The organism is Frankia sp. ACN1ag, assembly GCF_001414035.1.
GTDB classification, from domain to species: domain Bacteria; phylum Actinomycetota; class Actinomycetes; order Frankiales; family Frankiaceae; genus Frankia; species Frankia torreyi.
In genome coordinates this window covers 67357-93029 of the sequence record NZ_LJPA01000025.1, presented here as the reverse complement: position 1 = coordinate 93029, position 25673 = coordinate 67357, and the positions used below count along the sequence as shown (strand labels likewise).

Here is a 25673-nt window from a genome sequence, read left to right as displayed (position 1 = left end):
AGCCCCACGTCGCCGGCTCGTCCCACCTCGGGGCGGACCTTCATAAGCTGAACGGATGACCGAGCGTCTGTACTTCCGCCAGCTTCTGTCCGGCCGCGACTTCGCCGTCGGCGACCCGGTCGGCACCCAGATGGTCAACTTCGTCTACCTCGTCGGGGACCGGGAGACCGGCGAGGCGGTGGTCGTCGACCCCGCCTACAAGGTGGACGACCTGCTCGCCCTGGTCGCCGCCGACGGCATGCGGCTCACCGGCGCGCTCGTCAGCCACTACCACGCCGATCACGTGGGCGGCTCCGCGTTCGGTTTCGAGATCGAGGGCATCCGCGAGCTGCTCACCCGCGTGCCCGTGCCCATCCACGTCAACCGGGCCGAGGCCGAGTGGGTGCGCCGGGCCACCGAGGTCTCCGCCACCGACCTCGTCGAGCACGACGACGCCGACGTGGTCACGGTCGGGGAGATCCCGATCCAGCTCCTGCACACCCCGGGTCACACCCCCGGCAGCCAGTGCTTCGTCGTCGACAACCGGCTTGTCGCGGGCGACACCCTGTTCCTGGAGGGCTGCGGCCGGATGGACCTGCCCGGCGGCGATGCCGGGCTGATGTACGACAGCCTGCGCCGGCTGGCCACCCTGCCGGACACCACCACCGTCTTTCCGGGCCACCAGTACTCGCCGCAGTCCTCCGAGGACCTGTCGGTCGTCAAGCGGATGAACCACGTCTTCCGGCCGACGAGCGCCCAGCAGTGGAAGTCGATGCTCGGCCTGAGCTGATCGCGACATGCTGGAGACCCGCCATGAACCCGACGACACCGGCACCGCTTTCGGCACCAGCACCAGCACCGGCACCGGCACCGGCGTCGGCGACCGCTCCGGCGGCCGGCCGCATCCGCACCGTGTGCCTGCAGACCGACTGCCCGGACGGCGAGAGCGCCGCGGACCGGGTGCGCCGGGTGCTGGCCGAACTGCGCCGGACCGACGCCGACCTCGTCGTGCTCCCCGAGCTGTGGGCCACCGGCTACTTCCATTTCGACGCTTACCGGGCGCAGGCGGAGCCGCTGACCGGCCCGACGCTGACCGCGCTGCGGGAGGTGGCCCGGGAACGCCGATTCCACCTGGTCGCCGGCAGCCTGGTGGAGCGGGCCGACGACGGCCGGCTGTACAACACGACCGCCCTGATCGGTCCCGGTGGCGACATGCTGCACACGTATCGGAAGATTCACCTGTTCGGCTACGAATCCGACGAGGCCAGGCTGCTCACGCCGGGAACGACCGCCGACGCCGTGCGCACCGAGCTCGGCTGCATCGGCCTGGCCACCTGCTATGACCTTCGTTTCCCCGAGCTGTTCCGGCTGCTCGGCGACGCCGGTGCCGATCTCGTCGCGGTCGTGTCGGCGTGGCCCGCGGCCCGGCTGGAGCACTGGCGCGTGCTCACCCGGGCCCGCGCGATCGAGAACCAGGTCCACCTCGTCGCCTGTAACCTCGCGGGCCGGCACGCGGGCCGCGACATGGCGGGGGCGAGCGTCGTCGTAGACCCGTGGGGGGTGGTGCTGGCCGAGGGTGGCCAGGGCCCCGCCCGGGTCCGCGCCGAGCTCGACCCGGCCCTCCCGGCCGCCGTCCGCGCCGAGTTCCCGGTGCTCACCCACCGCCGGCTCGGCGTCACCATCGTCCCGGACGCGGACGGCGTGCGGCCCTGACGCCCGACCTGCGGCCAGTTCGCGACCCTCGGCTCCCGCGGCCGGGGTCACCGGGGATGGGAGGCTTAGGGTCAGGGTCATGGTCGGGCTCAGGGTCAGGGTCAGGGTCGGGGTCGGGGTCAGGGTCGGGGTCGGGGTCAGGATCGAGGTCGCCAGCGGCTGGAGGTCACCAGAGCCGGTAGGCGACCTCGCCGTGCTGGGTGGTGTCGAGACCCTCGGCCTCCTCGTCCGCGGTCACCCGCAGCCGGTGGACCAGCCGCACCGCCCCAGCGATGATCAGTGAGACGACGAACGAGTAGGCCACCACCGCCGCGACGGCGACGATCTGCTCGCGTAGCAGGCGGCTGCCGCCGCCGTAGAACAGCCCGTCCCTGCCGCCGATGTCGCTGCTACCCAGCAGTCCGATGAGCAGGGCGCCCAGCGCGCCGCCGACGAGGTGCACGGCGCCGACGTCCAGGGCGTCGTCGATGCCGACCTTGCCCTTGACGGCGGTGGCCAGGGCGCAGACGCCGCCGGCGAGCAGACCGATGACGATCGAGCCGACCGGGGTGACGTACCCGGCCGCGGGGGTGATCGCCACCAGGCCGGCGACGGCGCCGGAGGCGGCGCCGAGTGTGGAGGCCATCCCGTCGCGCAGGCGCTCCACGAGAATCCAGCCCAGCATGGCGCAGGCGGCCGCGGTGTTGGTGTTCACGAACGCGCTGCCCGCCAGCTCGTTGGCGTGCAGCGCGGAGCCGGCGTTGAAGCCGAACCAGCCGAACCACAGCAGGCCCGCGCCGAGCAGAACGAACGGGACGTTGTGCGGGCGGAAGTCGCCGCTGGGCCAGCCACGGCGGGGACCCAGCACGATAGCCACCGCGAGTGCGGCGGCGCCGGCGTTGGCGTGGACGACGGTCCCCCCGGCGAAGTCCTCGGCGCCGTGCTCGTAGAGCCAGCCGGTGGGGGAGAAGACCCAGTGTGCGACCGGGCCGTAGACCAGCACCGACCACAGCGCGATGAACAGCGCGAAGGCGCTGAACCGGAACCGGTCCGCGCTCGCCCCCGTGATGAGCGCCGGCGTGATGACGGCGAACATGAGCTGGAAGCAGACGAACACGACCGGCGGGATGGTCTGCCCCGCCGCGCCCGTGTAACCGGCGACCTGGACGTTCATATGGGCGAGCCCGACGTGGTCGAACCCGCCGACGAACCCGTTCGCCCCGCCGAAGGCCAGGCTGTAGGTGACCAGGACCCACAGCACGCTGACGATGCCCATGCAGAAGAAGTTCTGCATGATCATGCTCAGGACGTTCTCGACCCGGACCATCCCCCCGTAGAAGAACGCCAGGCCCGGCGTCATGAGCAGGACGAGGGCGGCGCTGGCCAGCACCCAGGCCGTGTCCCCTGTGTCGATCGTCCCGAAGTCGAACGGCATGTCGCTCCTAGTCCCTGCGCCGCCGTTGTGCGTGTCCCCGTGGTCCGTGGGCGAGCGTCGGACCAGCGAAGATGCGTCGTGCGACGAGGGTCGGCAGCGGTGCTTTCCGGCTCGTGTCGTGTGGGTATCGGGTTGGTAAAGGTGCTGTTTTGGGTGCGTATCGTGGCAGTGCTCTCCGGTTGCGTGGCTGCCGGACGGCCCCGCCTGTCCGTGGCAGGCTGGCGGCATGTCGAACCAGTCCGCCCGGCCGCCCGACCTGACCGGTCGTGGCGGGGAGTTCCTCGACTTCTGGCGGGAGCGGCACCTGTGCAGCCTGACCACGGTGCGCGCCGACGGCAGCGCGCACGTGGTCGCCGTCGGCGCGACCCTCGACCCGGCGGCCGGGCTCGCCCGCGTGATCACCTCCGGCCGGTCCCGCAAGGCGCGGCTGATCGCCGCGGGGCCCGCCGCGGGAACCGCGGTCGCGGTCTGCCAGATCGACGGGCGCCGCTGGTCGACGCTGGAGGGGCTGGCCGTGGTACGTGACGATCCGGCGAGCATCGCGGAGGCGGAGCGGCGCTACGCGCAGCGTTACCGCGAGCCGCGGGCCAACCCGCTGCGGGTCGTCCTGGAGGTGCGGATCACCCGGGTGCTGGGCAGCGTCTGATCGCGGTGGGCGCGGGTGGGCACATCGGGACGGTGCTGGTCAGGGCGGTGCTGGTCAGGACGGTGTCGCGCCGATGGCGGCCGCGATCCCGGCCAGCAGCCATTCCAGGCCCTCGGCGAAGCTCTCTCGGGCATCCTCACCGACCAGGACGAGGTCCTGGCTGTGGAACTGGGCCAGGTGCGGGTACTGGCCGCTCTCGAGCACGCCGGTCAGATAGCGCTGCACCCCCGCCCGGTCGGCGCCGCCGAGATAGCCCTGGCGCTCCCGCAGTTCGGCGGTGACGTGCCCGAGGGTGTAGGTGTCGACGGCGCGCAGCAGCGCGCCTCGCCGGCGGGGCGGTAGCGGCAGGGCGGACACCGCCGCCGCGGACTGCTCGGCGTGGCGCAGCCCGTTCGGGCCGAGGCGAGGATGGCAGGCGAGCGTCTGCAGGACCCAGGGATGGCGCAGGCTGCTGTCCCGGGTGCGGTGGGCGATGGCGCGCAGGGCGTCCCGCCAGTCCGCCGGCAGCGGCTCGGGCACGATCACCTCGGCCGCCACCTGGTCGTTCATCAGCGCGAGCAGGTCGTCCTTGCGGTCGAAATGGGAGTACAGGCTCATCGGCCGGGCGTCGAGCGCCGCCGCGACCCGGCGGATCGAGACCGCCTCGAGCCCCTCGGCGTCGGCCATCGCGACAGCCGCGTCCACGATCGCCTCCCGGGTCAGCCGCGGCCGGCGGCGTTCGGCCGGCCGGGCCCAGACGATCCCGGACGACCCCCCCGCCGGCGCCGGGCGGTCTGCCGCGCCCGTCACCCCGGCGAGCGTCGGGCTTGCGGGGGTCGGGCTCGTGGGGGTCGGGCTCGTGGGGGTCAGGTTCGTGGGCGTCGGGCCTGCGGGTGCTGCCGGGCGGTGTGCGGGGGCCGGGGGGACGAAGGCCGTCGGTACCGCCGGGAGTCTCTCCGCGCGGGTGTGGTCACCCATACCTCGAGGTTACGTGGTCCGACGACATCGTTACGGTGTACGAGTCACGATGCGCCGTAGCGAAAGCGAGACGGTGTATCGTTCAGGCGTGGGTTGGCGAGTGCCGGTTATCCGCCGCGCTGGTGGCGCCGTGACGTGATCCCCTGAACCGTTCCGGAGGTGTGGGCCCATGGCTGTGCAGGCCGAGGTGTCGACGGCGGATGGCGCCGGCGCGGGCGGTGGCGACCGGTTGGATCCCGAGCTCGTCCGGCTGGCGCTGGTCGTTCTCGTCGGAGCGGTCGTGGTGCAGCTCGACGCGACGATCGTGTCGGTCGCGCTCGACACCCTCGCGCGGTCCTTCGACGTCGGCGTGTCGACAATCCAGTGGGTCAGCACCGGCTACCTGCTGGCCCTCGCGGTGGTGATCCCACTCACCGGCTGGTCGGTCGAACGCTTCGGGGGTAAGCGGATGTGGCTGGCGTCGCTGACGCTGTTCCTGGTGGGCTCCGTGCTCTGCGGGATCGCCTGGTCCGCGAGCAGCCTGATCGCCTTCCGGATCGTCCAGGGCGCGGGGGGCGGGCTGCTGCTGCCGCTGATGCAGACGATCCTCGCCCAGGCGGCCGGTCCCGCGCGGTTGGGCCGGCTCATGGCGACGGTGGCCGTCCCGGCCCTGCTCACCCCCGTGCTCGGCCCCGTCGTCGGCGGTGTGCTCATCGACGATCTCGGCTGGCGGTGGATCTTCTTCGTCAACGTGCCGGTCTGTGTCGTCGCCATCGCGCTGGCCTGGCGCCTGATGCCCGAGATGCGGGTAGCGCAGCGCCACCCGTTCGACGGGGTCGGGTTTGCCCTGCTCTCGCCGGGGCTCGCCGTCGCGATCTACGGCTTGTCCGAGGCGGGTCGGCGCGGCGACTTCACCGACCCGAGGGCGCTGGTGCCTCTGCTCACCGGATTGGCGATGATCGCCGTGTTTGCCTGGCACGCGTTGCGGACCAAAATCGTTCCGTTGATCGATCTGCGCCTGTTCCGCTTCGCGTCGTTCTGCGGCTCCGCGGGGATGATGTTCCTGTTCGGGCTCTCGCTCTACGGCGCGATGTTGTTGCTTCCGCTCTACGAGCAGCAGGTGCGGGGGCGCAGCGCCATCGAGGCCGGGCTACTGCTCGCGCCACAGGGGCTCGGCATGATGCTTGCGATGATTCTGGTCGGCCGGCTGGTCGATCGGACCAGCCCGCGGCTGCTCGTCCTGATCGGGATCGTGCTCAGCGTGCTGGGCTCGGTGGCCTACACCCAGGTCGGCGCGGACACGAGCGAGGTCCTCCTCGGGGGCTCCCTGGTGCTGCGGGGAATGGGCCTCGCGGCCGCGTCGATCCCCGTCATGTCGGCGGCCTACCATGGACTACGTCCCACCGACATTCCCCGCGCCACCTCGGCGGTGCGCATCTTCCAGCAGATCGGCGGCTCTCTCGGCACCGCCGTGCTCGCGGTGGTTCTGGCCCATCAGCTACGGGGGACGACGTCGGGTGGCGCCGCGGTAGACCTCGGCGCGCAGGCGCACGCCTACGCGGTGGCGTTCTGGTGGACGCTGGGGTTCTCCGTACTCGCCGTTCCGATGGCCCTGCTGTTGCCGGGTCGGGCGGCCGGCAGTCCGCGGCCTGCGGCACCACGGGACGGATCGGCTGCGGCGGAGTCGGCTGTCGGACCTGACCCGGGCACGCCGGGTCTCGTACCTGGCGAGACGGGCCCGGTGGCGCGGCCAGTCTGACGGTTTCGCCCGAGCGGTGCCCTGGCGGCGGACGGCACCGAAGATCAGTGCCCGGAGCCGGGGTCGTCGGTGGCATCCCGCCAGGGCAGCGCGACGCTGACCAGCGTCGGGCCGCCGGGCGGGCTGTCGACGACCAGGGTGCCGTCGATGGCGTCCAGGCGCCCGGTCAGACCGGCGAGACCCGTACCGCAGCGGGGATCCGCGCCGCCGACGCCGTCGTCGCTGACCCGCAGCAGCAGGCTGGCTCTGTCGGGGCGGCGCAGCTCGATCGTGGCGGCGCTGGCCTGGCTGTGCTTGCTGATGTTGGTGAGCAGCTCCGACGCGGTGAAGTAGACGATGCCCTCCAGGGCGGGGGCCGGCCGGCTGCTCAGCTCGACGGCGGCCCGGGTGGGCACGGTGCACCGGGCGGCAAGCGAGGTCAGGGCCGCGGGCAGGCCGCGATCGGTGAGGATCGCGGGATGGATGCCGCGGGCGAGGTCGCGCAGCTCCTGCAGGGCGAGTTTCGCCTCGCCGTGCGCCTCGGCGACCATTTGGGCGGCGGCGTCAGGATCGTCGGCGAGCTTCTCCTTCGCCAGCCCCAGGCCCATGGCCAGCGCGACGAGCCGGGCCTGCGCGCCGTCGTGCAGGTCGCGTTCGATCCGCCGCAGGTCGGCGGCGGCGGAGTCGGCGAGCGCGCCCCGGTCCGCCTCCAGCTCCCGGATCCGTCGCTCCACCCCCTCCGACGGGGAGAGCAGTCCGCGGATCATCGCCCGATCGACCGCGACGAGCCCGCGCGTGGCCGAGGGCAGCACCACCCAGCCCACGGTGAGCAGCAGCACCGCCGCCACAAAGCTGATGATGCTCCAGGGCAGGCGGATGAACAGGTACAACGCGGTACGCCAGGACACTGGATCGGCCAGCGCGGCGAACATCGAGCCGAGCCCGCCGGCCCGGCGGCGCGGCCGCCGCGACGGCGCGCCGATCCGCAGGCCGAGCAGCCACCGCGCCCGGACCCGCTCGATGGTGCCCAACACGCGGCACAACTGCAGGCCGAACGCGAGCACGGGTATCCCGATCACCGTGACCACCAGGCCCGCACCGAGGGCCAGCGCCGTCGTCACGCAGACGAAGCCGATAATGCCCAAAGGGAGGTTCAGCAGCAGGAACAGAACACCCCGCCAGGTCGCGGCGCCCGCGGCGAGCCGTTGTTGGCGGGGCGCGGCGGCCTCGGCGGATCCGGCACCTTCGGGGGCCGGGGCGGGGTCGGCCGTGGCGGCGACAGGCGCAGTCACCGGCTGCCGTCCTCCCACTGGATCTTCCCACCGGAATCGTCTCGGGCCGGTCCCCGCGGCCGGTCCGGGACGTGCGTCGAGAGTACCCCGATCATGGCTAAGCCGAGACTTTTGTCGGTGGGGGATGGTTGTCTTCTCGTAGATCCGGAGGGCATCCGCTTCCCACCCGGAAGCGGTCGGGCGACCACGAGGAGCTTGGGAGTCATGAAACTTCTCACGGCCACCGCGTACGCGCAGGGCCTGCGTGTCGACGATTTCCACTGGGCGGTGGAAGGTGAGCTCGTAACCCTGCGTGCGTTCTGTGACATGCACCTGGACCGGCCGCATGGCCGGTGTGAGTGCGGCCGGGTCTTCGTCGGCCTGGGCTCTTTCTACGGAACGACGACGGCGATGGTCCGAGACCTTCCCGGAATTACGGAAACGGATTACCTGGAGGCATTGCGTAATAGTCTGGACGCGCAGGGGTGGGACGCCCGCCACGCCGACGCGGAGGCATCGCGCCTGCTCACAGAGGTCGACCGCTGGCCGGTGGGGGCGATCGTCGAGCGGTTCGTCGACGGGCTGTCGGTCCGGGCGCTGTCGGACGCGAGCATCGGCCGCGTGCCCGACCGTCGCTGAGACCGCCCGGATCGGGTTCGGGTCTCCCGCCGTCGTGGCGGCGGGAGACCGATGCAAACCGGGGTGACGGCGTGCCGGCGAAAGGGTGACTCTCGCCGGTGGCGAAACGGAATAGTGGTATTTCGCGGATGTCGCCAGGAAACAGCAGAAACCGGAAGGTCGTGCGCGCTCAGGGATTTGCAGAGTTCCTGCACGATGTGCGACAAGAGGTACAACCGGTCGACGCCGGGTCTGCTGGTTCCGAGCGGCCGGTTCCGAACGGCCGGTTCAGAGTGTCGGATTCAGGACAGCGGGTTCGGACCGCCCGGCTCGGACTGTTCGGCGAGGAAGCGTTCGAGCGCCTCCCCGAGCTCATCGGCGGTCGGCAACTTCTGCTCGGCGTCGATCGTGGGCAGGCTGGGGCCGCGCCGCCCCCGCTGGTAGGCGTCGTACTGCTCCTCCAACGCGTGGACGAGCGCCGCGGCCTCCCCGCCCTGGGCGATCTGGCTGTTGACCTCGTCCTGGACGGCGACCGCCGCGGAGCGCAGCCCGTCCAGCGGAAGCATGAGGCCGGTCGCCTTCGATACGGACGTCAGCAGCACCTCGGTGGCTGCGGGGTAGGTCGTCTGGGCCAGGTAATGCGGGACGTGGACGGCGAAGCCCATCGCGTCCCGGCCGTCGCGGCCCAGCTCGTACTCCAGCAGGTGCCCGGCGCTGCCAGGGACCTGGAGCCGGCGCAGCCACGGCTCGTAGCCGACGACCAGCTCCTTGCTGCTCCCGTGTGCCGTGATCGTCGCGGGGCGGGTGTGCGGAACCGCCATCGGCACGGCGTTGAGCCCGACGGTGAGGCGGACGCCGAGCCGGGCCACCAGCCCGCGGACGGCCGCCGTGAAGCGCTTCCACTGCAGGTCCGGCTCGGGGCCGGTGAGCAGGAGGAACGGCGTGTCCGACTCGTCGCGAAGCTGGTAGAGCGCGAGCACCGGGTCCGTGTAGCTCTCCCAGTGGTCCTCGGAGAAGATCATGGTCGGCCGGCGGGACCGGTAGTCCAGCAGTTGATCGACGTCGAACGTCGCGACGATGCGATGGTCGAGCGCGGTCAACAGGTGCTCGCCGGCGAGGCTGACCGCGTTGCCGGCGTCGACGACGCCGGTCAGCGCCTCCAGCATGATCGGGCGATGTGCGTCGATGGGGTCGTCGGACGCGTCCTCGGTGAGACTGTAAAGCTCCTGCGGATCAAGCACGATCGAGGTCCTCCTTACACCACCGGTCGCTTCCGTCACCTGAAAAGAAGCGCGGCAGGCGCCGCCGGCATTCCGCCGGGGCCGGGGACCACCGGACGACGGGCGTCGCCCGCCTCGGCCGCGCACCGGCCTGACGCCGCCCGGGTCTCATGCGCGATTTTACCCGCTTCCCGCCTTCGGTAGGGAGCTGATAACGAAGCCGTCACACGCTGCCGCTAGGCTCCCGGAAAAGTTTCGGCGCCCACCCGGATGCCTGCAGCAAGCCAGCCGGCTCGGTGCGGGGGCCCGGCCCTGACGACCAGGACCGCGGCCGCCCCACCGGTCCCGGTCCGGGACCGGTCCGGGACCGGACCGGCGCGCCCGATCGGGCCCGCGCCGCGTGGCGAGAGGCGGCACGTAATGACGGACACGCCGACGGGAACCGGGCCACTGCGGGGACTACAGCGGGGGCCACTACGGGGCTCACGGGGGGGCGCCGTCACCGGACGAGGCGCCCCCACGGCCATCGACGAGGTCGACGTCCGCCGCATCGAGGCCGTCTGCGTGCCGTTGCGGTCACTGAACACCGAGGGGCTGCTCGCCGGCCTGTTCGATGGAATCGACGGCTCCGCCGAGCTGGTCGCGCTCGTCGCCGCGTACTGCGTGCTCGACCACGCGGCTCTGCTGATCGCCGTCGACGACTTCGACGCTGCCCTGGCCGCGCTGGCCTCGCTCGGGCTTGAGCCCAGCGCGCTGGTCCCGAGCGTCATCGTGCGGGCCCGGCTGGGCGAGCGTTACGGCGTGCGGCCGGACCTGCTCGACGTGCGCCTCACCCATGCGTCGCTGCGCTCCGACGCCGGCGCCGGCCGCACGGTCGAGATCTTCATGGTGCGGCGCACCCCCGAGCTGCCGCCCGGCCTCGTCGAACAGGAGCGCGCCTTCGAGCTGGAACGTCACTTCGCGATGCGGCTGCCCCAGCCGAACCCGATCATCATCGAGGGGCTGCGCTGGGTGCTGCGGACCCGCGCGGAGTTCCACTGGGATGGCGGCGGTTACAACCCGCACGACCGGGCCGCCGCGGGCGGGACCAGCGTGCTGTACTTCCTGCGCCTCATCCCGGACGGGTCGGGCAAGATCCGCCGGGAACGCCTCGAGGTGAAGTTCTTCGGCGACTATTCGGCGATTACCAGCACCCACACGACCACCCCGCCGGCGGGCGCGGACCTGCTGCTCGGCCTGCCCCGACCGCGCGCCGCACAGGGCCGACCGGGGCCCGACGCCACCGCCGTGGTGCGCACCGGCTGGTCCCCCACCTCCTGGTACCGCGCCGGCTGGTACCGCGCCGGCTGGTACGTGGCACGCGGGATGGTCGAGGCCAGGCGCACCGCCGCCGGCCGCTCCCGGCTGGTCGGCCGGGGCCGGCGGGACCCGGCCGACGGCTCGGGAGGCGGCTGGGGCGGCTGGGGCGGCCGGGGCGGCGGGTCGTGGCCCGGCCCGGGAGACGACCCGACGTAGGCTCGCGCCGGTGAGGGTCCTGGTCACCGGCGCGACCGGCAAGGTCGGCGGGGCGGTCGTGCGGGCCGCACTCGAGGCCGGCCACCAGGTGCGGGCCCTGGTCCGCGACCCGGCCCGGGCGTCCGGCCTGCCCCGGCCGGTCGACGTCGTCGTGGGGGACGTCACCGACCCGGCGACGCTGCCGGCCGCCGTGGCCGGGATCGAGATCGTGTTCAACGCGATGGGCGTTCCCGAGCAGTGGCTACCCGACGCCGACGAGTTCGACCGGGTCAACGTGGCCGGTTCGGACAACGTCGCACGGGCGGCGGCGCAGGCCGGCGTGCGCCGGCTGGTGCACACCAGCACCATCGACGTGTTCGACGCCCCACCGGGCGGCCGCTTCGACGAGACCGCACTCGCCGCCGCCCCGAAGGGAACTCCGTACGAGCGTTCCAAACAGCGCGCGGAACGGGCGGTGCTCGCCGCCGCCGGTGGCATGCAGGTGGTCATCGTCAACCCGGCGACCGTCTACGGCTTCCCGCCCTACGGGCCGACCTCGATGGAAAGCCGGATGTTCCGCCCGGCGCTGCGCGGGCTGCTGCCCGCCGTCCCGCCCGGCGGGTTCGGGCTGGTCTTCACCGAGGGACTGGCTCGCGGTCATCTCGCGGCTGCCCGCGCGGGCCGCCCCGGCGCGCGGTACATCCTCTCCGACATGCACGTCGGCCTGCGGGAGCTGACCGCGGCGGTCGTCGTCGCCGGGGGACGCGGTCGCCCGCCGGCCGTCACCATCCCGGCCGCGGCGGCCTCGGCGCTCGCCGCGGGCGGCGAGGCGGTGGCCCGGCTGACCCGCCGCCCGCCGCCGCTCGCCCGCGGCCAGCTCCACTACCTGCGTTGGAACGCGATCCCGGACGCCACCCGGGCCCAGACCGAGCTCGGCTGGGAACCGACTCCGCTGGCCGAGGGCCTGCGTCGCACCCTCGCGGAGCTCGACCGCGCCTGACCGGATCCCGCGCCCACCCGTGGCCGGTCGACGAGGTCCTCCGGCCGGTCGGCGAGATTCTCCGATCGGTCGGCGAGATTCTCTGGTCAGCCGACGAGGTTCTCTGGTCAGCCGACGAGGTTCTCCGGTCGGCCGTCGCGGACGTACTGGTCGAGCTGACGGGCGATCACGCTCCAGATCCGCTGCGACACGCCGGTGGTCAGTCCGCCCACGTGCGGGGTGAGCAGCAGGCCCGGGGCCCGCCACAGCGGATGGTCGGGCGGCAGCGGCTCCGGATCGGTGACGTCCAGCGCCGCCCGCAGCCGCCCGGACTCCAGCTCCGCCAGCAGCGCCGACGTCACGACATGGGCCCCCCGGGCGGCGTTGACCAGGATCGCGCCGTCGGGCATGCGGGCGAGGAAGGCGGCGTCGACCAGGCCGCGCAGCTCGTCGGCGAGCGGCAGCATCACCACCACGGCGTCGTGGTCGGGCAGCAGGCCGGGCACCTCGTCGAGGGTGTGCACGTCGGGCCGCGGTCGCCGGGCCACCATGGTGACCTCGGTCTCGAACGGTTCGAGCCGCCGGCGCAGCGCGGTGCCGAGATCGCCGGCGCCGAGGACGAGCACCCGCCGGCCGGCGAGGGTCCCGGTCTGGTGTGGCTCCCAGCGGCCGGCTGTGGCGTCGGAGAGGAAGCGCGGGATCTCGCGGTAGAGGGCGAGCAGCGCGCCCACCGCCCATTCAGCGGTGGAACCGCCATGCGCGCCCCGGGCGTTCGACAGGGCCACCCCCGCCGGCAGCCGGCCGTGCCACTGGTCGGTGCCGGCGCTGATGGTCTGCACCAGACGCAGCTTCGGCAGTTCCCGCATCGCGTCGAGCTGGCGCTGCACCGTGCTCGCCGCCACGACCAGCACCTCGGCCTCGCGGGCCGCCGCCGGCAGGGGCGCGTCCGGGTCGTACCGCAGCGGCTCGATCCCGGGGACCGCCGACAGCGCCGTGACACCGCCGTCGGTCGGGACGAGGACGAGGACCGATCTGGACAAGAAGCCTCCCTGCACCGCGCCGCTTTGACCCTTCTGTCGTACCAGAGCCGCGGGCCGGACCCGTACCCGCGGCCGTGCGTTACGGGCGCGCATGCCCGGCCCCTCCCTTTTCCCTGGAGGAAAGCCGCGCCGCCTGTAGGGACAAAACGGACACAGAGGGAGTGGGAGGACGGAGATGAACGCGGCTGCCCGTACCGGCGGGCCGGGCGGATCCGCCTGGGTGGCCGGCATGATGCGGCCGGTGCTGGATTTGCCCAGGTAAGGGCGGCCGTCGTCACATAGCGCGGTCCAGGTTGCCGATGACCGGGAAATACCGCTTATTGTGGTAGGTCTATCCGGTCATTTCGCCGGCATCATCGCGGGGAGGGGCGGCGACGTGAAGCGACCGGTGCCCGCCTCAGCTTCCCCTGACGTTCCGCCCGCGGAAGGCCGGTCCCATCCGCCCGCTGCTCGCGGGAAGGCCGGGCCCGCCGCAGCGGGGGCGGACGGTCCTCCGGTGGCCGCCGAGCCGAGACCGCCAGCCACCGGTGCGGCGGTCGGCACCGACGACGCCACGGCGCCGATCTACCGCGGACCCTCGGCCGCGTCCACCCGACCCGTCGCGTCGCCGTTGTCCGCGGTTCCGGGCGGGCCGGTCGCCGGCGGACCCGGCGATCCGGTGGGTGGTTCGGGGGATCCGGGCGGCGGGTCCGGGGCCGAGCCGGCCGCGCGGGGTCCTGGCCGCCGCCGCGGCGTGGGCTCCCGGATCACGCTCGTCCTCGCGGCCGTGCTGAGCGTCACCGTCCTCGCCGCGACGGTGTCGGGCTGGGTGGTCCTCACCGTCTACGACCGCAAGATCGCGCGGGCGAGCATCGCCCTGCCGCACGTCGACGTCTCCCGGCCCCCGGCGGTGCCGGCGGGAACGGAGAACTGGCTGCTCGTCGGCTCCGACGTGCGGACCGGCACGGACGCCGCGAAGGTCGGCGGGGCCCGCTCGGACACGATGATGATCGCGCACCTGTCATCGGACGGCACGACCCAGATCGTCTCCATCCCGCGGGACCTCTACCTGCCGATCCCCGCCTACACCGACGGCGACGGCGGCACCCACCGCGCGCGCCGGGACCGGGTGAACAGCGCCTTCAACAGCGGCGGCCCGGCCCTGCTGGTCGCGACCTTGGAGCAGCTCACCGGGGTGCGCATCGACCACTACGCCGAGATCGACTTCGGCGGATTCCAGCAGATGACGACCGCCATCGGCGGGGTCGACGTCTGCCTGACGGCGTCCCCGTACATCGAGACGGTCACCCTCGACAACGGCCGGCGGGTCCACGCGACCAACCTCGACGATCCCAGCTCCGGGTTCGTCGGGCAGCCGGGCAACAACCACCTCGTCGGCGCGCAGGCCCTCGCCTTCGTCCGCCAGCGCCACGGCTTCATCGACGGCGACCTGTCCCGCATCCACCGCCAGCAGGCGTTCCTGGCGGCGGTGTTCCGCAAGGTGTCCTCCGGCGACGTGCTGCTGCGCCCCGCCAAGCTCGCCGCGTTCCTCGGGGCCGTCACCCGGTCCACCGTCCTCGACGACGCCACCGACCCCGCCGACCTGCGCCGGCTCGCCAGCCGGCTGCACGGCATGAACAGCGGCACGGTGACCTTCGCGACGATCCCGGTCACCGGGCAGGTCGCCCACCCGGCGTTCTACTTCCTCTACGATCCCGACGCCGTGCGCGCCTTCTTCGCCCGCACGATGGGCGACGGCGACAGCGCGTCGGCCACCGCGGATCCCGCAGCGTCATCGGGCACCGACCCCGTGGCCTCGCCAGGCGTCACCCCGCAGCCCGGGCCGAGCCCCTCGGTCACCGTCCCGGCCGCCGGCACAGCCGGGACCGCCCCGACCGCGACCGTCTCCCCGGAGGCACCGGCGTCGGCCGGAGCCGCACGCGCCTCCGGCCGGGTCAGCCTGGCGGGCTCCAGCCTCATCGTCGCCGGGCCGTCTCTGCCGGGCGCTGCCATCACCCCCCAGATCACGACGCCGGACTCCGCCCCGACCGCCAAGGCCGCCGAGCTGGGAGGCACGACCGCGACGGCAAGCCCGACGGCCGTGCCGACCACCACGGCCGCAGCTTCCTGCATCCAGTGATCGTGCCCGCCAGGGGAGACGGCGGCTGATCTAGCCCTTGAGCAGCGCGCGGGACATGACGACGCGCTGGACCTGGTTGGTGCCCTCGTAGATCTGCGTGATCTTGGCGTCGCGCATCATTCGTTCGACCGGGAAGTCGCGGGTGTAGCCGGCGCCGCCGAAGAGCTGCACCGCGTCGGTGGTGACCTCCATCGCCACGTCGGAGGCGAAGCACTTGGCGGCGGCGGAGACGAAGCCGAGGTTGGGCTCGCCGCGTTCGGCCCGGGCGGCGGAGACGTAGACGAGGTGGCGGGCCGCCTCGATCTTCATGCCCATGTCGGCGAGCATGAACTGGACGGCCTGGTTGTCGGCGATCGCCCGGCCGAACTGGCGGCGCTGCTTGACGTAGGCGATGGCGGCGTCGAGCGCCCCCTGGGCGATGCCCACGGCCTGCGCGCCGATCGTCGGCCGGGTGTGGTCAAGGGTGGCGAGCGCCGTGCGCAGGCCGGTGCCCGGCTCGCCGATGATGCGGTCGGCGGGGATCGTGCAGCCGGTGAAGTGGATCTCCCGGGTGGGGGAGCCCTTGATGCCGAGCTTGCGTTCCTTCGAGCCGACCTCGAAGCCGGGGTCGTCGCGGTGCACGACGAAGGCGGAGATGCCGTCGGCCTTCTTCGTCGCGTGCGGGTCGGTCACGGCCATCACGGTGTACCAGGTCGACACGCCGGCGTTGGTGATCCAGGTCTTGGTGCCGTCGAGGACCCAGTGGTCGCCGTCGAGGCGGGCGCGGGTGCGCATCGAGGCGGTGTCGGAGCCCGCCTCCCGCTCGGAGAGCGCGTAGGAGATCATCGCCTCGCCGCTGGCCAGGGAGGGCAGCACGAGGCGCTTGAGCTCCTCGGAGCCGGCGAGGATGATCGGCATGCTGCCGAGCTTGTTCACCGCGGGGATCAGCGAGCTCGACGCGCAGACGCGGGCGACCTCCTCGATGACGATGCAGGTGGCCACCGAGTCCGCCCCCTGCCCGCCGTAGCTCTCCGGGACGTGCACCGCGGCGAAGCCGGCCCGGTCGAGCGCCTCGCGTGCCTGGTCCGGGAACCGTTCGTGCTCGTCGACGTCGGCGGCGAACGGCGCGATGTCCTTCTCGGCGAGCGTGCGCACCGCCTCCCGCAGCGCGGTGTGCTCCTCGGCGAGCTGGTAGAGGTCGAAGCTCGGGTTCACAGCAGGCCGCCTTGGTCGTCGGGTCCTCGGATGGCACGAGGGGTCAGGCCGCGCACGGGATTCAGTCCGCGTCGTTGTTCAGACCGTGTCGGTCAGTCCGCGTCGTCGGTCAGGCCGCGTAGTTGTGGAAGCCGCGGCCGGTCTTCTTGCCGAGCAGCCCGGCGTCGACCATGCGCATGAGCAGCGGCGGCGGCGAGTACAGGGGCTCCTTGAACTCCTCGTACATCGATTCGGCCACCGCCTTGATGGTGTCGAGGCCGATGAGGTCGCACAGGCGCAGCGGGCCCATCGGATGGGCGCAGCCGAGCACCATGCCGCGGTCGATGTCCTCCGCGACGGCGAAGCCGGACTCCAGCATCCGTACCGCGGCCAGCAGGTAGGGAACGAGCAGCGAGTTCACCACGAAGCCGGCCCGGTCCTTCGAGCGGATGACCTCCTTGCCGAGCCGGCCGGTGACGAAGCCCTCGGCGGCGGTCTCGGTCGCCGGCGCCGTCAGCAGGGACGGGACGATCTCGACGAGCTTCTGGACGGGCACCGGGTTGAAGAAGTGGATGCCGACGACCTGCTCCGGCCGGGACGTCGCCATGCCCAGCTTCATGATCGGAATAGACGAGGTGTTGGAGGCGAAGATCGCGTCCGGCCGCGTCACGACCTTGTCGAGTGCCCCGAAGATGTCCGCCTTGAGCTGCTCGTTCTCGGCGACCGCCTCGATCACGACGTCACGGTCGGCGAAGTCGCCGAGATCGGTGGTGAAGGTCAGCCGCGCGAGCACCGCGTCCCGGTCCGCCTCGGTCAGCTTGCCGCCGCGGACCCCGCGGTCCAGCGAGGACGTCAGCCGCGTGCGACCCGCGCTCAGGGCCGGCTCGTCGATCTCGCGGACGGCGACGTCCAGGCCCGCGCGGGCGGCGACCTCGGCGATCCCGGAGCCCATCAGCCCGCACCCGATCACGCCCAGGCGGGTGAACGTGGAACCCGAGTCGGCCTCGGCGGCAGTCACCTCGGCGGCAGCCGCCCGGGCGACGGGGTCCGCTGTCTGCACCGCATCCACCGAAGTCACTCCTCGCGCTCGCCTGATCCCGAATCTGCTGGGGGACATCGACGGTGCCGGAACCGCGGCAGCCACGACGATCGGCCACGCGGGCGCGGCACGTCAACCGCAGGCGGCGCACGACGGATCTCGGCCCGCTTCCACGAGGCGTCGGGCGGCTGGGGGCGACGGCTCCGGACACCGCTTCCGTGTCCACGTCCAGCCTAGTCCGTGTGCCTGTTCCGCTCATCAGATCGGACGTCGGCCCAGGTCAGGACTTCAACAGCAACGACCAGATGGGCAGCGTGGCAAACGACAGCGGCACCCCGACCCCCACCAGCAGGCTGGGCAGCGGGGTGGCGAGATCATGCCGGGCGGCGATGAGCGCNCCCGCGACCATCGGTGGCATCGCCGCCTCGAACAGCGCGATCGTCACGTCGTGGTCGCCGAGCGTTCCGGTCAGCGCGTAGACCCCCACCACCAGCGCGGGGGCGACGACCAGCTTCACACCGAGGCCGAGCGCCAGCTCGCGCCACCACTGCCGGACGGCTCGCACCTCCAGTTGCAGGCCGATCGAGAACAGGGCGAGCGGGGTGAGGGTCGCGCCGAGCGAGGCCAGCGCCGAGTCCAGCCAGTCGGGGAAGGCCAACGGCCGCAGCGCCAACGCGGCCACCAGGGCGCACAGCGCCGGCGCGGTCAGGACGCGGCGAGCCAGCTCCGCGCGCGGCAGGGACGCCCCGGCGATGATCGTGACGGCGCCGAGCACCACGGTGTTGAGCAGCAGGAACGAACCAAGCTGGTCGACGAGCACGGCGATGGGCACCGACGACGCCCCGAAGAAGACCGTGACCATCGGAAAGCCGACGAAGCTGGTGTTGGCCACCNCCGTCGCGGNGACCAGGGCCGTCACCGTCGGGCGGGACAGCCCCATCGGCCGCGCCGCGAGCAGGTACAGCGCCGTGGACAGGACGAACAGCAGGTAGGGCGCGGCCACCACGAGCGCGAGGTTGCCCGGGAAGGTCACGGTATGCATGGCGCGCAGGACGAGCGCCGGCAGCGCGATGTCGAGCAGCCAGGTGTTCACGACCGCGGCGGCCTGGGCGGGCAGCCGCTGCCGGCGCCGGACCACGATGCCCGCAACCAGGCCGACAAGCAGGACGACCAGGGCGGACATCCGGCCATCGTGGCAGTCGGCGCCGCCGTGCAGGGCCGCACGTGGGCCAGCCCACGTCACGGTATGCGACAGCTCGGCCGGTCAGCGGGCAGCTCAGCCGGTCAGCGGCGCTCCGCCCGGCGTCGGNGCGCCCGACGCACCCGGCGCAGCAGCCGGGGGAACGCGATGTTCGCGGCGAACAGCGCCGCGGCGAGCAGGTAGTTACCCTCGCCCAGGCGTTCCTGACCGGGTAGGGGCAGCAGTGTGTAGGTGATCAGGACGAGGGCCGCCAGCAGCAGGGTGCCCACCATCACCCCGCCGATCCAGGGCGGCGAGTCGCTCATCGACCGCGACCGCCGGCCCGCCGGCCGGGAACGCGCACCGTCCATCGCCACTGCCGAGTTACTCCTCACGGGTCGTTGTGGCGGACATCCTGTTGTCATTGTGGAGGACGGATGGCAGATTGACGGATCAGTTCTGCCGAACCGTCGGATGCCCGTTTCGTGCCTGCATTGGCCCGGTCGGTGACCTGCCGGTCGGCCCGGCGGATCGGAGGTGCCGGTGGCGGCTCCCGTGCTCACCGCGCCCGGTGGGATTGCCTGGCGTGACGGTAAACGGTATATGTGGCTGACCGCCATCATCGTGCCACTGCTCGCCATCGTGAGCTACGGGTTGTGGCACCGTACGGGCCTCGGGGTGCATTGGTGGATCACCCCGCTGTTCGTCTTCGTCCTTGTCCCGCTGCTGGACATATCGACGCCCGCGGATTCGGTGAATCCTCCCGAAGAGATCCGGGCCGCTCTTGAAGCGGATCGTTTCTACCGCCGGTGCACCTACCTCTACCTGCCGCTGGCCGGCATCGGTCTGGTCCTCGGCGCCGCGGCCTGGGCGGGCGGCGAACTGTCGCCGGCCGCCCGCGTCGGCGTGGTGGTCTCGGTCGGCACGGTGACCGGGGTGGGCATCACGACGGCCCACGAACTGGGCCACAAGCGGGCTCGGCTCGAACGGTGGCTGGCGCGGCTGATGCTCGCGCCCACCTGCTACGGCCACTTCTACGTCGAGCACAACCGGGGTCATCACGTGCGGGTCGCGACGCCGGCCGACCCGGCCAGCGCCCGTCTCGGGGAGGGCTTCTGGCGCTTCTGGCCGCGCACCGTGGTGGGTAGCCTGCGGTCGGCCTGGTCGTTGGAGAGCCGCCGGCTGCGGCTGCGCGGCGCGCGGGTGGTCTCGTTGCGCAACGAGGTGCTGCTTGGCTGGCTGCTCACCGCCGCCCTGTTCGGCTCGCTGGCCGCCGCCTTCGGACCGTCGGTGCTCGTCTTCCTCGCCGCGCAGGCGGTGTTCGGGTTCACCCTGCTCGAAGGCGTCAACTACATCGAGCACTACGGGTTGGCCCGGGTCCGTACCGCCGACGGGCGTCACGAGCCCGTCACCCCGCGACATAGCTGGAACAGCGACGCGGTAACCAGCAATCTGGCGCTCTACCAGCTCCAACGACACAGCGATCATCACGCCCATCCCACCCGGCGCTACCAGGTCCTGCGTTCGTTCGAGGAGTCGCCGCAACTGCCGGCGGGATACGCCACGCTGCTGCTCGCCGCGTACCTGCCCCCGGTGTGGTTCCGGCTGATGGACGACCGCGTCGTCGCCCATTACGGCGGCGACCTGAGCCGGGCGAACGTACATCCGCCGCGGCGGCGCGCTCTGGCGGCCCGTTACCGCGCTTAGCGGATCCCGTCCCACATCGCACCCGCCGGCGCGATCCGCGACCGGGACGGTTCCATCGGGATGGGCGTCCGGGGCCGTTCGTCGTCCGAGGCCGGCCGGGCCGGGGCGGCGGCCGACGGTCGGGCGTCGGCGGCGGGATCGGCGGCGCCGTTCGGCCCGGCGGCGGCCCGGCCCGCGTCCCGCGCCACCACCGACGTCGACCCCGCCGGGGCGAAGCTGCGGGACTCCCCGCGGTCGTAGGCGAGCAGATCCTGGCAGAGATCGCGGTAACCACGCAGCGCCATGCGCAGATCCTCCGTCGACGCCTCGCCGCGGGAGCGCCAGGCTTCGCGCAGGTCGCCGCGCTGCGCCTCGATCCGATCCTGCAGGGCGCGCACCGCCTCGTCGACCAGGCGGTCGGCCTGCTCGACCGCGGCCCGAGGATCGTCGACGAAGCCGAGCAGGATCTCCCGCCACCGGTCGGCGTCGCGCCCCTGGCCGGGCCGGGAGTTCGCCGCGGGGCGGCGGTCGTGCCTGATGCCGTCGAGGCTCATGACGGTCCTTCCTGTCGTGCTACGAGGGGGGCCGGCCACAGGGCGGCGTCGGTGCCGTCGGCGCGGTGACCGCGGAGGTCACCCGGCCGAGAGACGGGTTCTGGTGGACGAATCCGGGTTCGCGGGGGTTCACGCTTCCTGCTGACCGGGCGTGGCGGCGAGGCCGGCGGCAGGCCGGTCCTGCCGGTCCTGCCGGTCCTGCCGGTTCGTCCGGTCGCCGGTGGAGCCGGCGTGGCTGCCGGCGCCGGCGGTCACGCCGACAAGCTGGTTGAACACCTCGCGGTAGCGCACGAAGGCCGCGCGCAGGCTCTCGGTGTCCCGCCGGCCCGCGGCACCTTTCCCGTCCGGCTTGGCCGTGGTCTGCTTATGCGCCTCCCGGTAGCCGGCGACGACACGCGGATGGTCGGCGGACAGCAGCTCGGCGCGTTCGGTGAAACTGCCGGCCGGATAGCCCCGGGCCCGCATCACCTCACCGACGAGAGCGTCCGCCAGGCTGGTTGCCTCGGCGGGATCGTCCACGAAACGGGTCTGCAGCGTCTCCCAGCGGGCCGTGTAGGTCGCCCGGTCGGTCTGGGTCAGCGGGTTGATGGTGAGCGCGTCGCGCCGGTCGGCGATCTGCCGGAGCTGGCGTTCCGCCGATCGCCGGTCCGCGTGCTCGGCGAGCACGCGGTCGTACTCGGGACCGAATCGCCGCTGCAGCCCTGCCCGTCGGCTGTCACGCTGCCCGAGGAGCATGACGCTGGCGAGGACGGCGACGGCGCAGATCACCAGTAAAATCCAGCCTACGGTGAGCACGGGAAAACCTCCGCCTGACGTCCCTCTTCCGCATCATGATCCGCCCGGTCGGGTACCCAGGTGCCTTCACGGTAAACGCGGGGAAAGCGGAACCGGGCGTACCAGGGCCCCGATAGTGCCGTCGGGGGCGTGGCGACGCGCCTCGTTCCGCCTCGCCGCATTCCAGGCCAGGGCGAGTTCGGCGAGTTCGGCGCGCAGGATCGTCCGCCCCGGCTTCGGCGGGAACGACGTGTCGACGGCCGACCGGATCGGCGCGACCAGGTGCGCCCGATCAGGCCGAGCACCTGCAGGCGGACAGGTACGCCCGGCGCCGATCCCGATCCCGATGACGGTTTCGTAGCCGAGAGTCAGCGCGAGTTCCATGGTGCGCTCCGCCGCGACGCGCGGCTCGCCGGCGGGGGCGTCCGGCACTCCGGCGAGCCGACGGAGCTGGATGCCCGTTTCGTCCTCGCCCGCGTGCCGGCCGCCGTCGAGGGCGGCGAACAGGGTCGCGGGCTGAAACCCCCGATGGAGGTAGGTCCGGGGGACGACGGTGATGTCGGCATAACGCACCCGCTGATCGGCCAGGAGCAGGGCCGCGCCCTGAGCAAGGAAGGAAGAATATCCCCGTCACCGGATGCAGGAACCTCAGCCGGCGTTACCGCCTCAGCCGGTGTTACCAGCCGCCGGTGCTCCCATCCCGCCCGGTCTGAATGGCGGGATCGATGCGGATTACCGGGCGGGCGGCCGGGGTCGGCGGGAGAGGCTTCGCAGGTCGATGCGGGCTCCAGCCGGATGTGCGGATCGACCTTGGGTGGCGCGTCGACGAACATCTTGTCATCGCCGGTCTGGAACACCTCGATCGCCATCGCACCCCGCCGTCGCCCGCTCGGCGGTGCGGAGCCCGAATTCCTCGGCTCGAGATTTCCGGAGGCACGTGCCGGTGGTCAAGAAAGCTGACGAGGAGCTGCCGGCCCCGGATGATTCGCTGCGACGCAGGCCGCGGCCGGTCAAGGCTGAGGGCCGTGTCGCCTGCCCAGGGTTGGCAAGCCTGCCCAGGGTCGGTATGCCTGCCCAGGGTCGGTATGCCTGCCCAGGGTCGGTATGCCTGCGCGGGTCAGGGCCAGGCGCCGGTCCGGGGCTGTGGGCCGCTCACGCCTCCGGGTCGTCCGGCTCGGTGGGCGGCCACGGGGCCGACCCGCCAAGGTGCGCGGGCACCCACCAGTCGGGCTCGCCGGGCGCGGGGCGCGGATAGCTTCGCTGCGCCTCGTCGAGCAGCTCCGTCATCACCTTGTGCAGGACGTCCGTCCCAGTCCGGCGGTCGGTGAGCTCGGCCGGGGGGACCGGGCGGCCCACCGTGATGGAGATCGGGGTGCCGATCGCGTCCCGCAGCGTGAACGGATGCCCCTTCGTGAGGACCCGCTGGCTGCCCCAGAGGATCACCGGGATCACCGGGACGTTCGTGTGCGCCGCCATCCGGGCCGCACCGGACTTGAACGAGGCCAGGCAGAAACTCGGGCTGATCGTCGCCTCGGGGAAGACCCCGACGAACTCGCCGGCGCGCAGCGCCTTCAGCGCGTCCCGCAGCGACGCGGCCCCGGCCTGCCGGTCGACCGGGATGTGGTGCATCCCGCGCATCAGCGGACCGGAGATCCGGTGGTCGAAGACCTCCTTCTTGGCCATGAAACGGACGAGCCGCCGCCGGGCGGTCCAGAACGGTAGGCCGGCGAGCGCGAAGTCGAGATAGGAGACGTGATTGATCAGGACTATGCCGCCACCGGAGGCGGGAATGTTCTCCGCACCCCGCATGTCGAGCCGCAGGCGCAGCGCGCCGAACAGCCCCCTCGCCACAGTGATAACCGGCCGGTAGACGTATTCCGCCACGACGGGCCACTCCTCAGCTTGTCCTCGCGGTCTCCCCCAGGCACCCAAACGCGTTCCCGACCCTACCGCCGCCCCCCGACCACGGGGGCGCCTGACAGGGGAGCGCTCGCCCTTTCGAGGACCCCCGCCGGCACCTTCGCGCTCCCCCGGCCCGAGGATCGATGATGTCCGAACGGGCGCCGTCGGCCGGTGTGGGGCCAACGGCCACGTATCGGAAGAGGTGGCGACGCATCGGGCGACGCGCACGTATCTGGGAGGGAGCGGCCGGATGGAGATCCTGCGGCGCAGCATCGAGGCGCAGGCGGCGCCGCCGCAGTGGGTGTTCGTCGTCGCCGCGGTCCTCGCGGCCGTGACGGTACTCAGCGATCGGCTGTGGCCCGTCGCCCGACACGTCATCACGATTGCGCACGAGGGCGGGCACGCCCTGGCCGCGGTCGCGAGTGGCCGTCGCCTGGCAGGCGTCCGCCTGCACTCGGACACCTCCGGGGTCACCGTCTCCTCCGGGCGACCGACGGGCCCCGGCGTGATCGCCACGGTCGCCGCCGGCTATCCCACGCCCTCGCTGATCGGACTCGGCGCCGCCGCCCTGCTGGCCACCGGCCGCACGAGCCTGGTGCTCCAGCTCTGCGTGGCGATGCTGCTCGCGATGCTCGTCGTGATCCGAAACGGCTTCGGGGTGATGTCGCTGCTGGTCAGCACCGCGGCGATCCTGGCGGTCTCCTGGTTCGCGCCGCCCACCGCGCGCGCCGGGTTCGCCGCCTACGTCGCCTGCTTCCTGCTGTTCGGGGCGCTGCGGCCGGTGGTCGAGGTGCAGCGGCAACGGCGGCGTCGCCGGGGGAGGGATTCGGATCCGGATCAGCTCGCCCGGCTGACCGGGCTTCCACCGGGCTTCTGGGTGGGCCTGTTCGGCCTGACGGGGCTCGCGTGTCTCGCCGGCGGGGGCGGTCTGCTGTTCGGCTGAGCGCCAGGACCCCGCCGGGCGTGACGGCGTCGGCGGGCGTCGGCGTCACCGGCGCTGGGGATCAGGGGCGCTGGGGATCAGGGGCACTGGGGATCATGGGGTGCTGGGCGCTGCCAGGAAATGTCGGACCCGGCTGCCACACTGGTCGGCATGTGCGGTCGTTACACGCAGAAGTTGAAGGCCGACGATCTGGTCGCCGCCATGTCTGCCCGCGACGAGACCGGCGGTGGGGTCAGGGAGAGCTACAACGTTGCCCCCACGTCGACGATGCCGATCGTCGTTGCGGAGCCGCCCGCGGCCGGCGGCGGACCGGGTGGCGCGGCCGGCGGCGACTCGGGGGCCCCGTCGGGTGACGATCGGTCGGGACGGGCGCCGGCCGGCCGGGTCCTGCGGCTGGCCACCTGGGGGTTGGTGCCGTCCTGGGCCAAGGACCGCGCGATCGGCACCAAGATGATCAATGCCAGGGCGGAGACGGTGGCGACCAAGCCGGCGTTCCGCGCGGCCTTCGCGGCCCGGCGCTGCCTCGTGCCCGCCACCGGCTTCTACGAGTGGTTCCATCCGGGCGGCGGATCCCGGCGCGGGCAGCCGTTCTACATCTACCCGGCGGGTCATCCGGAGAGTGGGGGGATCTTCGCCTTCGCCGGCCTCTACGAGGTGTGGCGCAAGGGGGAGACGCCGCTGGTGACCTTCACGATCCTGACCACCGGGGCGGCCGAGGNCCTGGCGTTCCTGCATGACCGCTCGCCGGTGATCCTGCCCGCGGCGGCCTGGGACCGGTGGATCGATCCGGCGGCCGACCCTGCCGCGCTCGCCCCGTTGCTGCGTCCGGCGCCGGTCGGGGTGCTCGCCGCCCATCCGGTGGGCGCGGCGGTGGGCAACGTCCGCAACAAGGATCCCCGGCTGACCGACCCGGTCGACCTCGATCCGGCGGTGGCGGAGGCAGTGGAGCTGGCGGGCGGTCCCACGGTGGCGGCTGTGGACCTGGCCACCGGCAGCGGTGCCGCGAGCAGCCGAGCGGGATCGGCCGAGGCGCGCCCGGCGGGGGCCGCCGTGGACCTGTCGCTGTTCGAACTCGATCCGGCCGACGCGGTGACCGGCGACGTCACCGCCCGCGGCGAACGGTGAGTGGACGGACGCATCATGTGATTGCAGGTTCATCCGGCGGAAATCCGCGAGGATGGGGGATGCCGCCGGCGGCGGCGTCACGGGCGGACGGGCCCGCCGTCTGGGTCCGATGCGACTCGGGCCGGCGGCG

General features: G+C 72.6%; 22 protein-coding genes and 4 pseudogenes. 12 read left to right on the top strand and 14 right to left on the bottom strand.

Translation table 11 applies throughout. The features are described from left to right. Nucleotides 1-55 precede the first annotated feature (55 nt). Both UK82_RS21365 and UK82_RS21360 read left to right on the top strand, forming a co-directional pair. A complete protein-coding gene (locus tag UK82_RS21365) occupies nt 56-769 on the top strand; it encodes an MBL fold metallo-hydrolase (protein ID WP_044882952.1) in 714 nt (237 codons plus the stop codon). Between the two features lie 122 nt (nt 770-891). After that, entirely contained in the window at nt 892-1692 is an 801-nt protein-coding gene (locus tag UK82_RS21360) for a carbon-nitrogen family hydrolase (protein WP_083507293.1), read from the top strand. Nucleotides 1693-1858: 166 nt separating this feature from the next. Here the strand turns inward: UK82_RS21360 and UK82_RS21355 are convergent, their stop codons facing one another. After that, nucleotides 1859-3106 carry an ammonium transporter gene (locus UK82_RS21355; RefSeq protein WP_055408921.1) on the bottom strand — a complete coding sequence of 416 codons (1248 nt, stop codon included), beginning with the start codon at nt 3104-3106 and terminating at the stop codon, nt 1859-1861. Between the two features lie 226 nt (nt 3107-3332). Between UK82_RS21355 and UK82_RS21350 the strand changes: the two genes are divergently transcribed. Continuing rightward, nucleotides 3333-3752, top strand: a complete 420-nt coding sequence (locus tag UK82_RS21350; RefSeq protein WP_044882953.1) for a pyridoxamine 5'-phosphate oxidase family protein — start codon at nt 3333-3335, stop codon at nt 3750-3752. A 54-nt stretch (nt 3753-3806) separates the two neighbouring features. Here UK82_RS21350 and UK82_RS21345 read toward each other — a convergent pair whose 3' ends face one another. Beyond that, nucleotides 3807-4541 carry a TetR/AcrR family transcriptional regulator gene (locus tag UK82_RS21345; protein ID WP_044882954.1) on the bottom strand — a complete coding sequence of 245 codons (735 nt, stop codon included), beginning with the start codon at nt 4539-4541 and terminating at the stop codon, nt 3807-3809. Nucleotides 4542-4878: 337 nt separating this feature from the next. Here UK82_RS21345 and UK82_RS21340 point away from each other — a divergent pair, with 337 nt between their 5' ends. Continuing rightward, nucleotides 4879-6447 (top strand): DHA2 family efflux MFS transporter permease subunit, encoded by a 1569-nt coding sequence (locus UK82_RS21340; protein ID WP_055408917.1) that lies wholly within the window; start codon nt 4879-4881, stop codon nt 6445-6447. Between the two features lie 44 nt (nt 6448-6491). On the opposite strand, the gene UK82_RS21335 is transcribed toward UK82_RS21340, so the two are convergent. Continuing rightward, the gene (locus UK82_RS21335) at nt 6492-7718 is read right to left on the bottom strand and encodes a sensor histidine kinase (RefSeq protein ID WP_055408915.1); all 1227 of its coding nucleotides are present in this window, start codon (nt 7716-7718) and stop codon (nt 6492-6494) included. Between the two features lie 204 nt (nt 7719-7922). On the opposite strand from UK82_RS21335, the gene UK82_RS21330 reads away from it, so the two are divergent. Further along, nucleotides 7923-8336, top strand: a complete 414-nt coding sequence (locus UK82_RS21330; protein WP_044882957.1) for a hypothetical protein — start codon at nt 7923-7925, stop codon at nt 8334-8336. A 281-nt stretch (nt 8337-8617) separates the two neighbouring features. Here UK82_RS21330 and UK82_RS21325 read toward each other — a convergent pair whose 3' ends face one another. Beyond that, entirely contained in the window at nt 8618-9556 is a 939-nt protein-coding gene (locus UK82_RS21325; protein ID WP_011603149.1) for a PAC2 family protein, read from the bottom strand. A gap of 399 nt (nt 9557-9955) precedes the next feature. Between UK82_RS21325 and UK82_RS21320 the strand changes: the two genes are divergently transcribed. Beyond that, the gene (locus UK82_RS21320) at nt 9956-11050 is read left to right on the top strand and encodes a hypothetical protein (RefSeq protein ID WP_055408913.1); all 1095 of its coding nucleotides are present in this window, start codon (nt 9956-9958) and stop codon (nt 11048-11050) included. Nucleotides 11051-11060: 10 nt separating this feature from the next. Next, on the top strand, nt 11061-12029 hold the full coding sequence (locus UK82_RS21315) for an NAD-dependent epimerase/dehydratase family protein (RefSeq protein ID WP_044882959.1): 969 nt from the start codon (nt 11061-11063) through the stop codon (nt 12027-12029). 107 nt (nt 12030-12136) lie between these two features. On the opposite strand, the gene UK82_RS21310 is transcribed toward UK82_RS21315, so the two are convergent. Continuing rightward, nucleotides 12137-13048, bottom strand: coding sequence for a 2-hydroxyacid dehydrogenase (locus UK82_RS21310; protein ID WP_044883052.1), 912 nt, complete (start codon nt 13046-13048; stop codon nt 12137-12139). A gap of 496 nt (nt 13049-13544) precedes the next feature. Here UK82_RS21310 and UK82_RS21305 point away from each other — a divergent pair, with 496 nt between their 5' ends. Beyond that, a complete protein-coding gene (locus UK82_RS21305; RefSeq protein WP_236706246.1) occupies nt 13545-15167 on the top strand; it encodes an LCP family protein in 1623 nt (540 codons plus the stop codon). A gap of 30 nt (nt 15168-15197) precedes the next feature. On the opposite strand, the gene UK82_RS21300 is transcribed toward UK82_RS21305, so the two are convergent. From UK82_RS21300 to UK82_RS39190, 5 genes and pseudogenes are all read right to left on the bottom strand, one after another. After that, the gene (locus UK82_RS21300) at nt 15198-16361 is read right to left on the bottom strand and encodes an acyl-CoA dehydrogenase family protein (RefSeq protein ID WP_055408908.1); all 1164 of its coding nucleotides are present in this window, start codon (nt 16359-16361) and stop codon (nt 15198-15200) included. Between the two features lie 109 nt (nt 16362-16470). Continuing rightward, entirely contained in the window at nt 16471-17358 is an 888-nt protein-coding gene (locus UK82_RS21295; RefSeq protein ID WP_044883056.1) for a 3-hydroxybutyryl-CoA dehydrogenase, read from the bottom strand. Between the two features lie 301 nt (nt 17359-17659). Further along, nucleotides 17660-17776: pseudogene (locus UK82_RS39200) on the bottom strand (transporter); the annotation flags it as partial. A gap of 1 nt (nt 17777) precedes the next feature. Continuing rightward, a pseudogene (locus UK82_RS39195) lies at nt 17778-18272 on the bottom strand (AEC family transporter); the annotation flags it as partial. A gap of 11 nt (nt 18273-18283) precedes the next feature. Further along, a pseudogene (locus UK82_RS39190) lies at nt 18284-18562 on the bottom strand (transporter); the annotation flags it as partial. Nucleotides 18563-19102: 540 nt separating this feature from the next. On the opposite strand from UK82_RS39190, the gene UK82_RS21280 reads away from it, so the two are divergent. After that, nucleotides 19103-20266 (top strand): alkane 1-monooxygenase, encoded by a 1164-nt coding sequence (locus tag UK82_RS21280; protein WP_044883059.1) that lies wholly within the window; start codon nt 19103-19105, stop codon nt 20264-20266. Here UK82_RS21280 and UK82_RS21275 read toward each other — a convergent pair. From UK82_RS21275 to UK82_RS21260, 4 genes are all read right to left on the bottom strand, one after another. Next, a complete protein-coding gene (locus tag UK82_RS21275; protein WP_052680873.1) occupies nt 20263-20799 on the bottom strand; it encodes a hypothetical protein in 537 nt (178 codons plus the stop codon). The two genes, UK82_RS21280 and UK82_RS21275, sit on opposite strands and share 4 nt — an antisense overlap. Before the next feature lie 129 nt (nt 20800-20928). Continuing rightward, nucleotides 20929-21594, bottom strand: coding sequence for a hypothetical protein (locus UK82_RS21270; RefSeq protein WP_055408904.1), 666 nt, complete (start codon nt 21592-21594; stop codon nt 20929-20931). Nucleotides 21595-21660: 66 nt separating this feature from the next. Beyond that, the gene (locus UK82_RS21265) at nt 21661-22161 is read right to left on the bottom strand and encodes a hypothetical protein (RefSeq protein WP_255354334.1); all 501 of its coding nucleotides are present in this window, start codon (nt 22159-22161) and stop codon (nt 21661-21663) included. Between the two features lie 564 nt (nt 22162-22725). Further along, a complete protein-coding gene (locus UK82_RS21260; RefSeq protein ID WP_044882987.1) occupies nt 22726-23457 on the bottom strand; it encodes a 1-acyl-sn-glycerol-3-phosphate acyltransferase in 732 nt (243 codons plus the stop codon). A gap of 268 nt (nt 23458-23725) precedes the next feature. On the opposite strand from UK82_RS21260, the gene UK82_RS21255 reads away from it, so the two are divergent. From UK82_RS21255 to UK82_RS39180, 3 genes and pseudogenes are all read left to right on the top strand, one after another. Further along, a complete protein-coding gene (locus UK82_RS21255; RefSeq protein ID WP_095212088.1) occupies nt 23726-24418 on the top strand; it encodes a M50 family metallopeptidase in 693 nt (230 codons plus the stop codon). A gap of 150 nt (nt 24419-24568) precedes the next feature. Beyond that, nucleotides 24569-25136 (top strand): annotated as a pseudogene (locus UK82_RS39185) (SOS response-associated peptidase); the annotation flags it as partial. A 1-nt stretch (nt 25137) separates the two neighbouring features. Then, nucleotides 25138-25543 (top strand): SOS response-associated peptidase family protein (locus UK82_RS39180; protein ID WP_236706245.1); only part of this gene is annotated, 406 nt, incomplete at its 5' end. Nucleotides 25544-25673 lie beyond the last annotated feature (130 nt).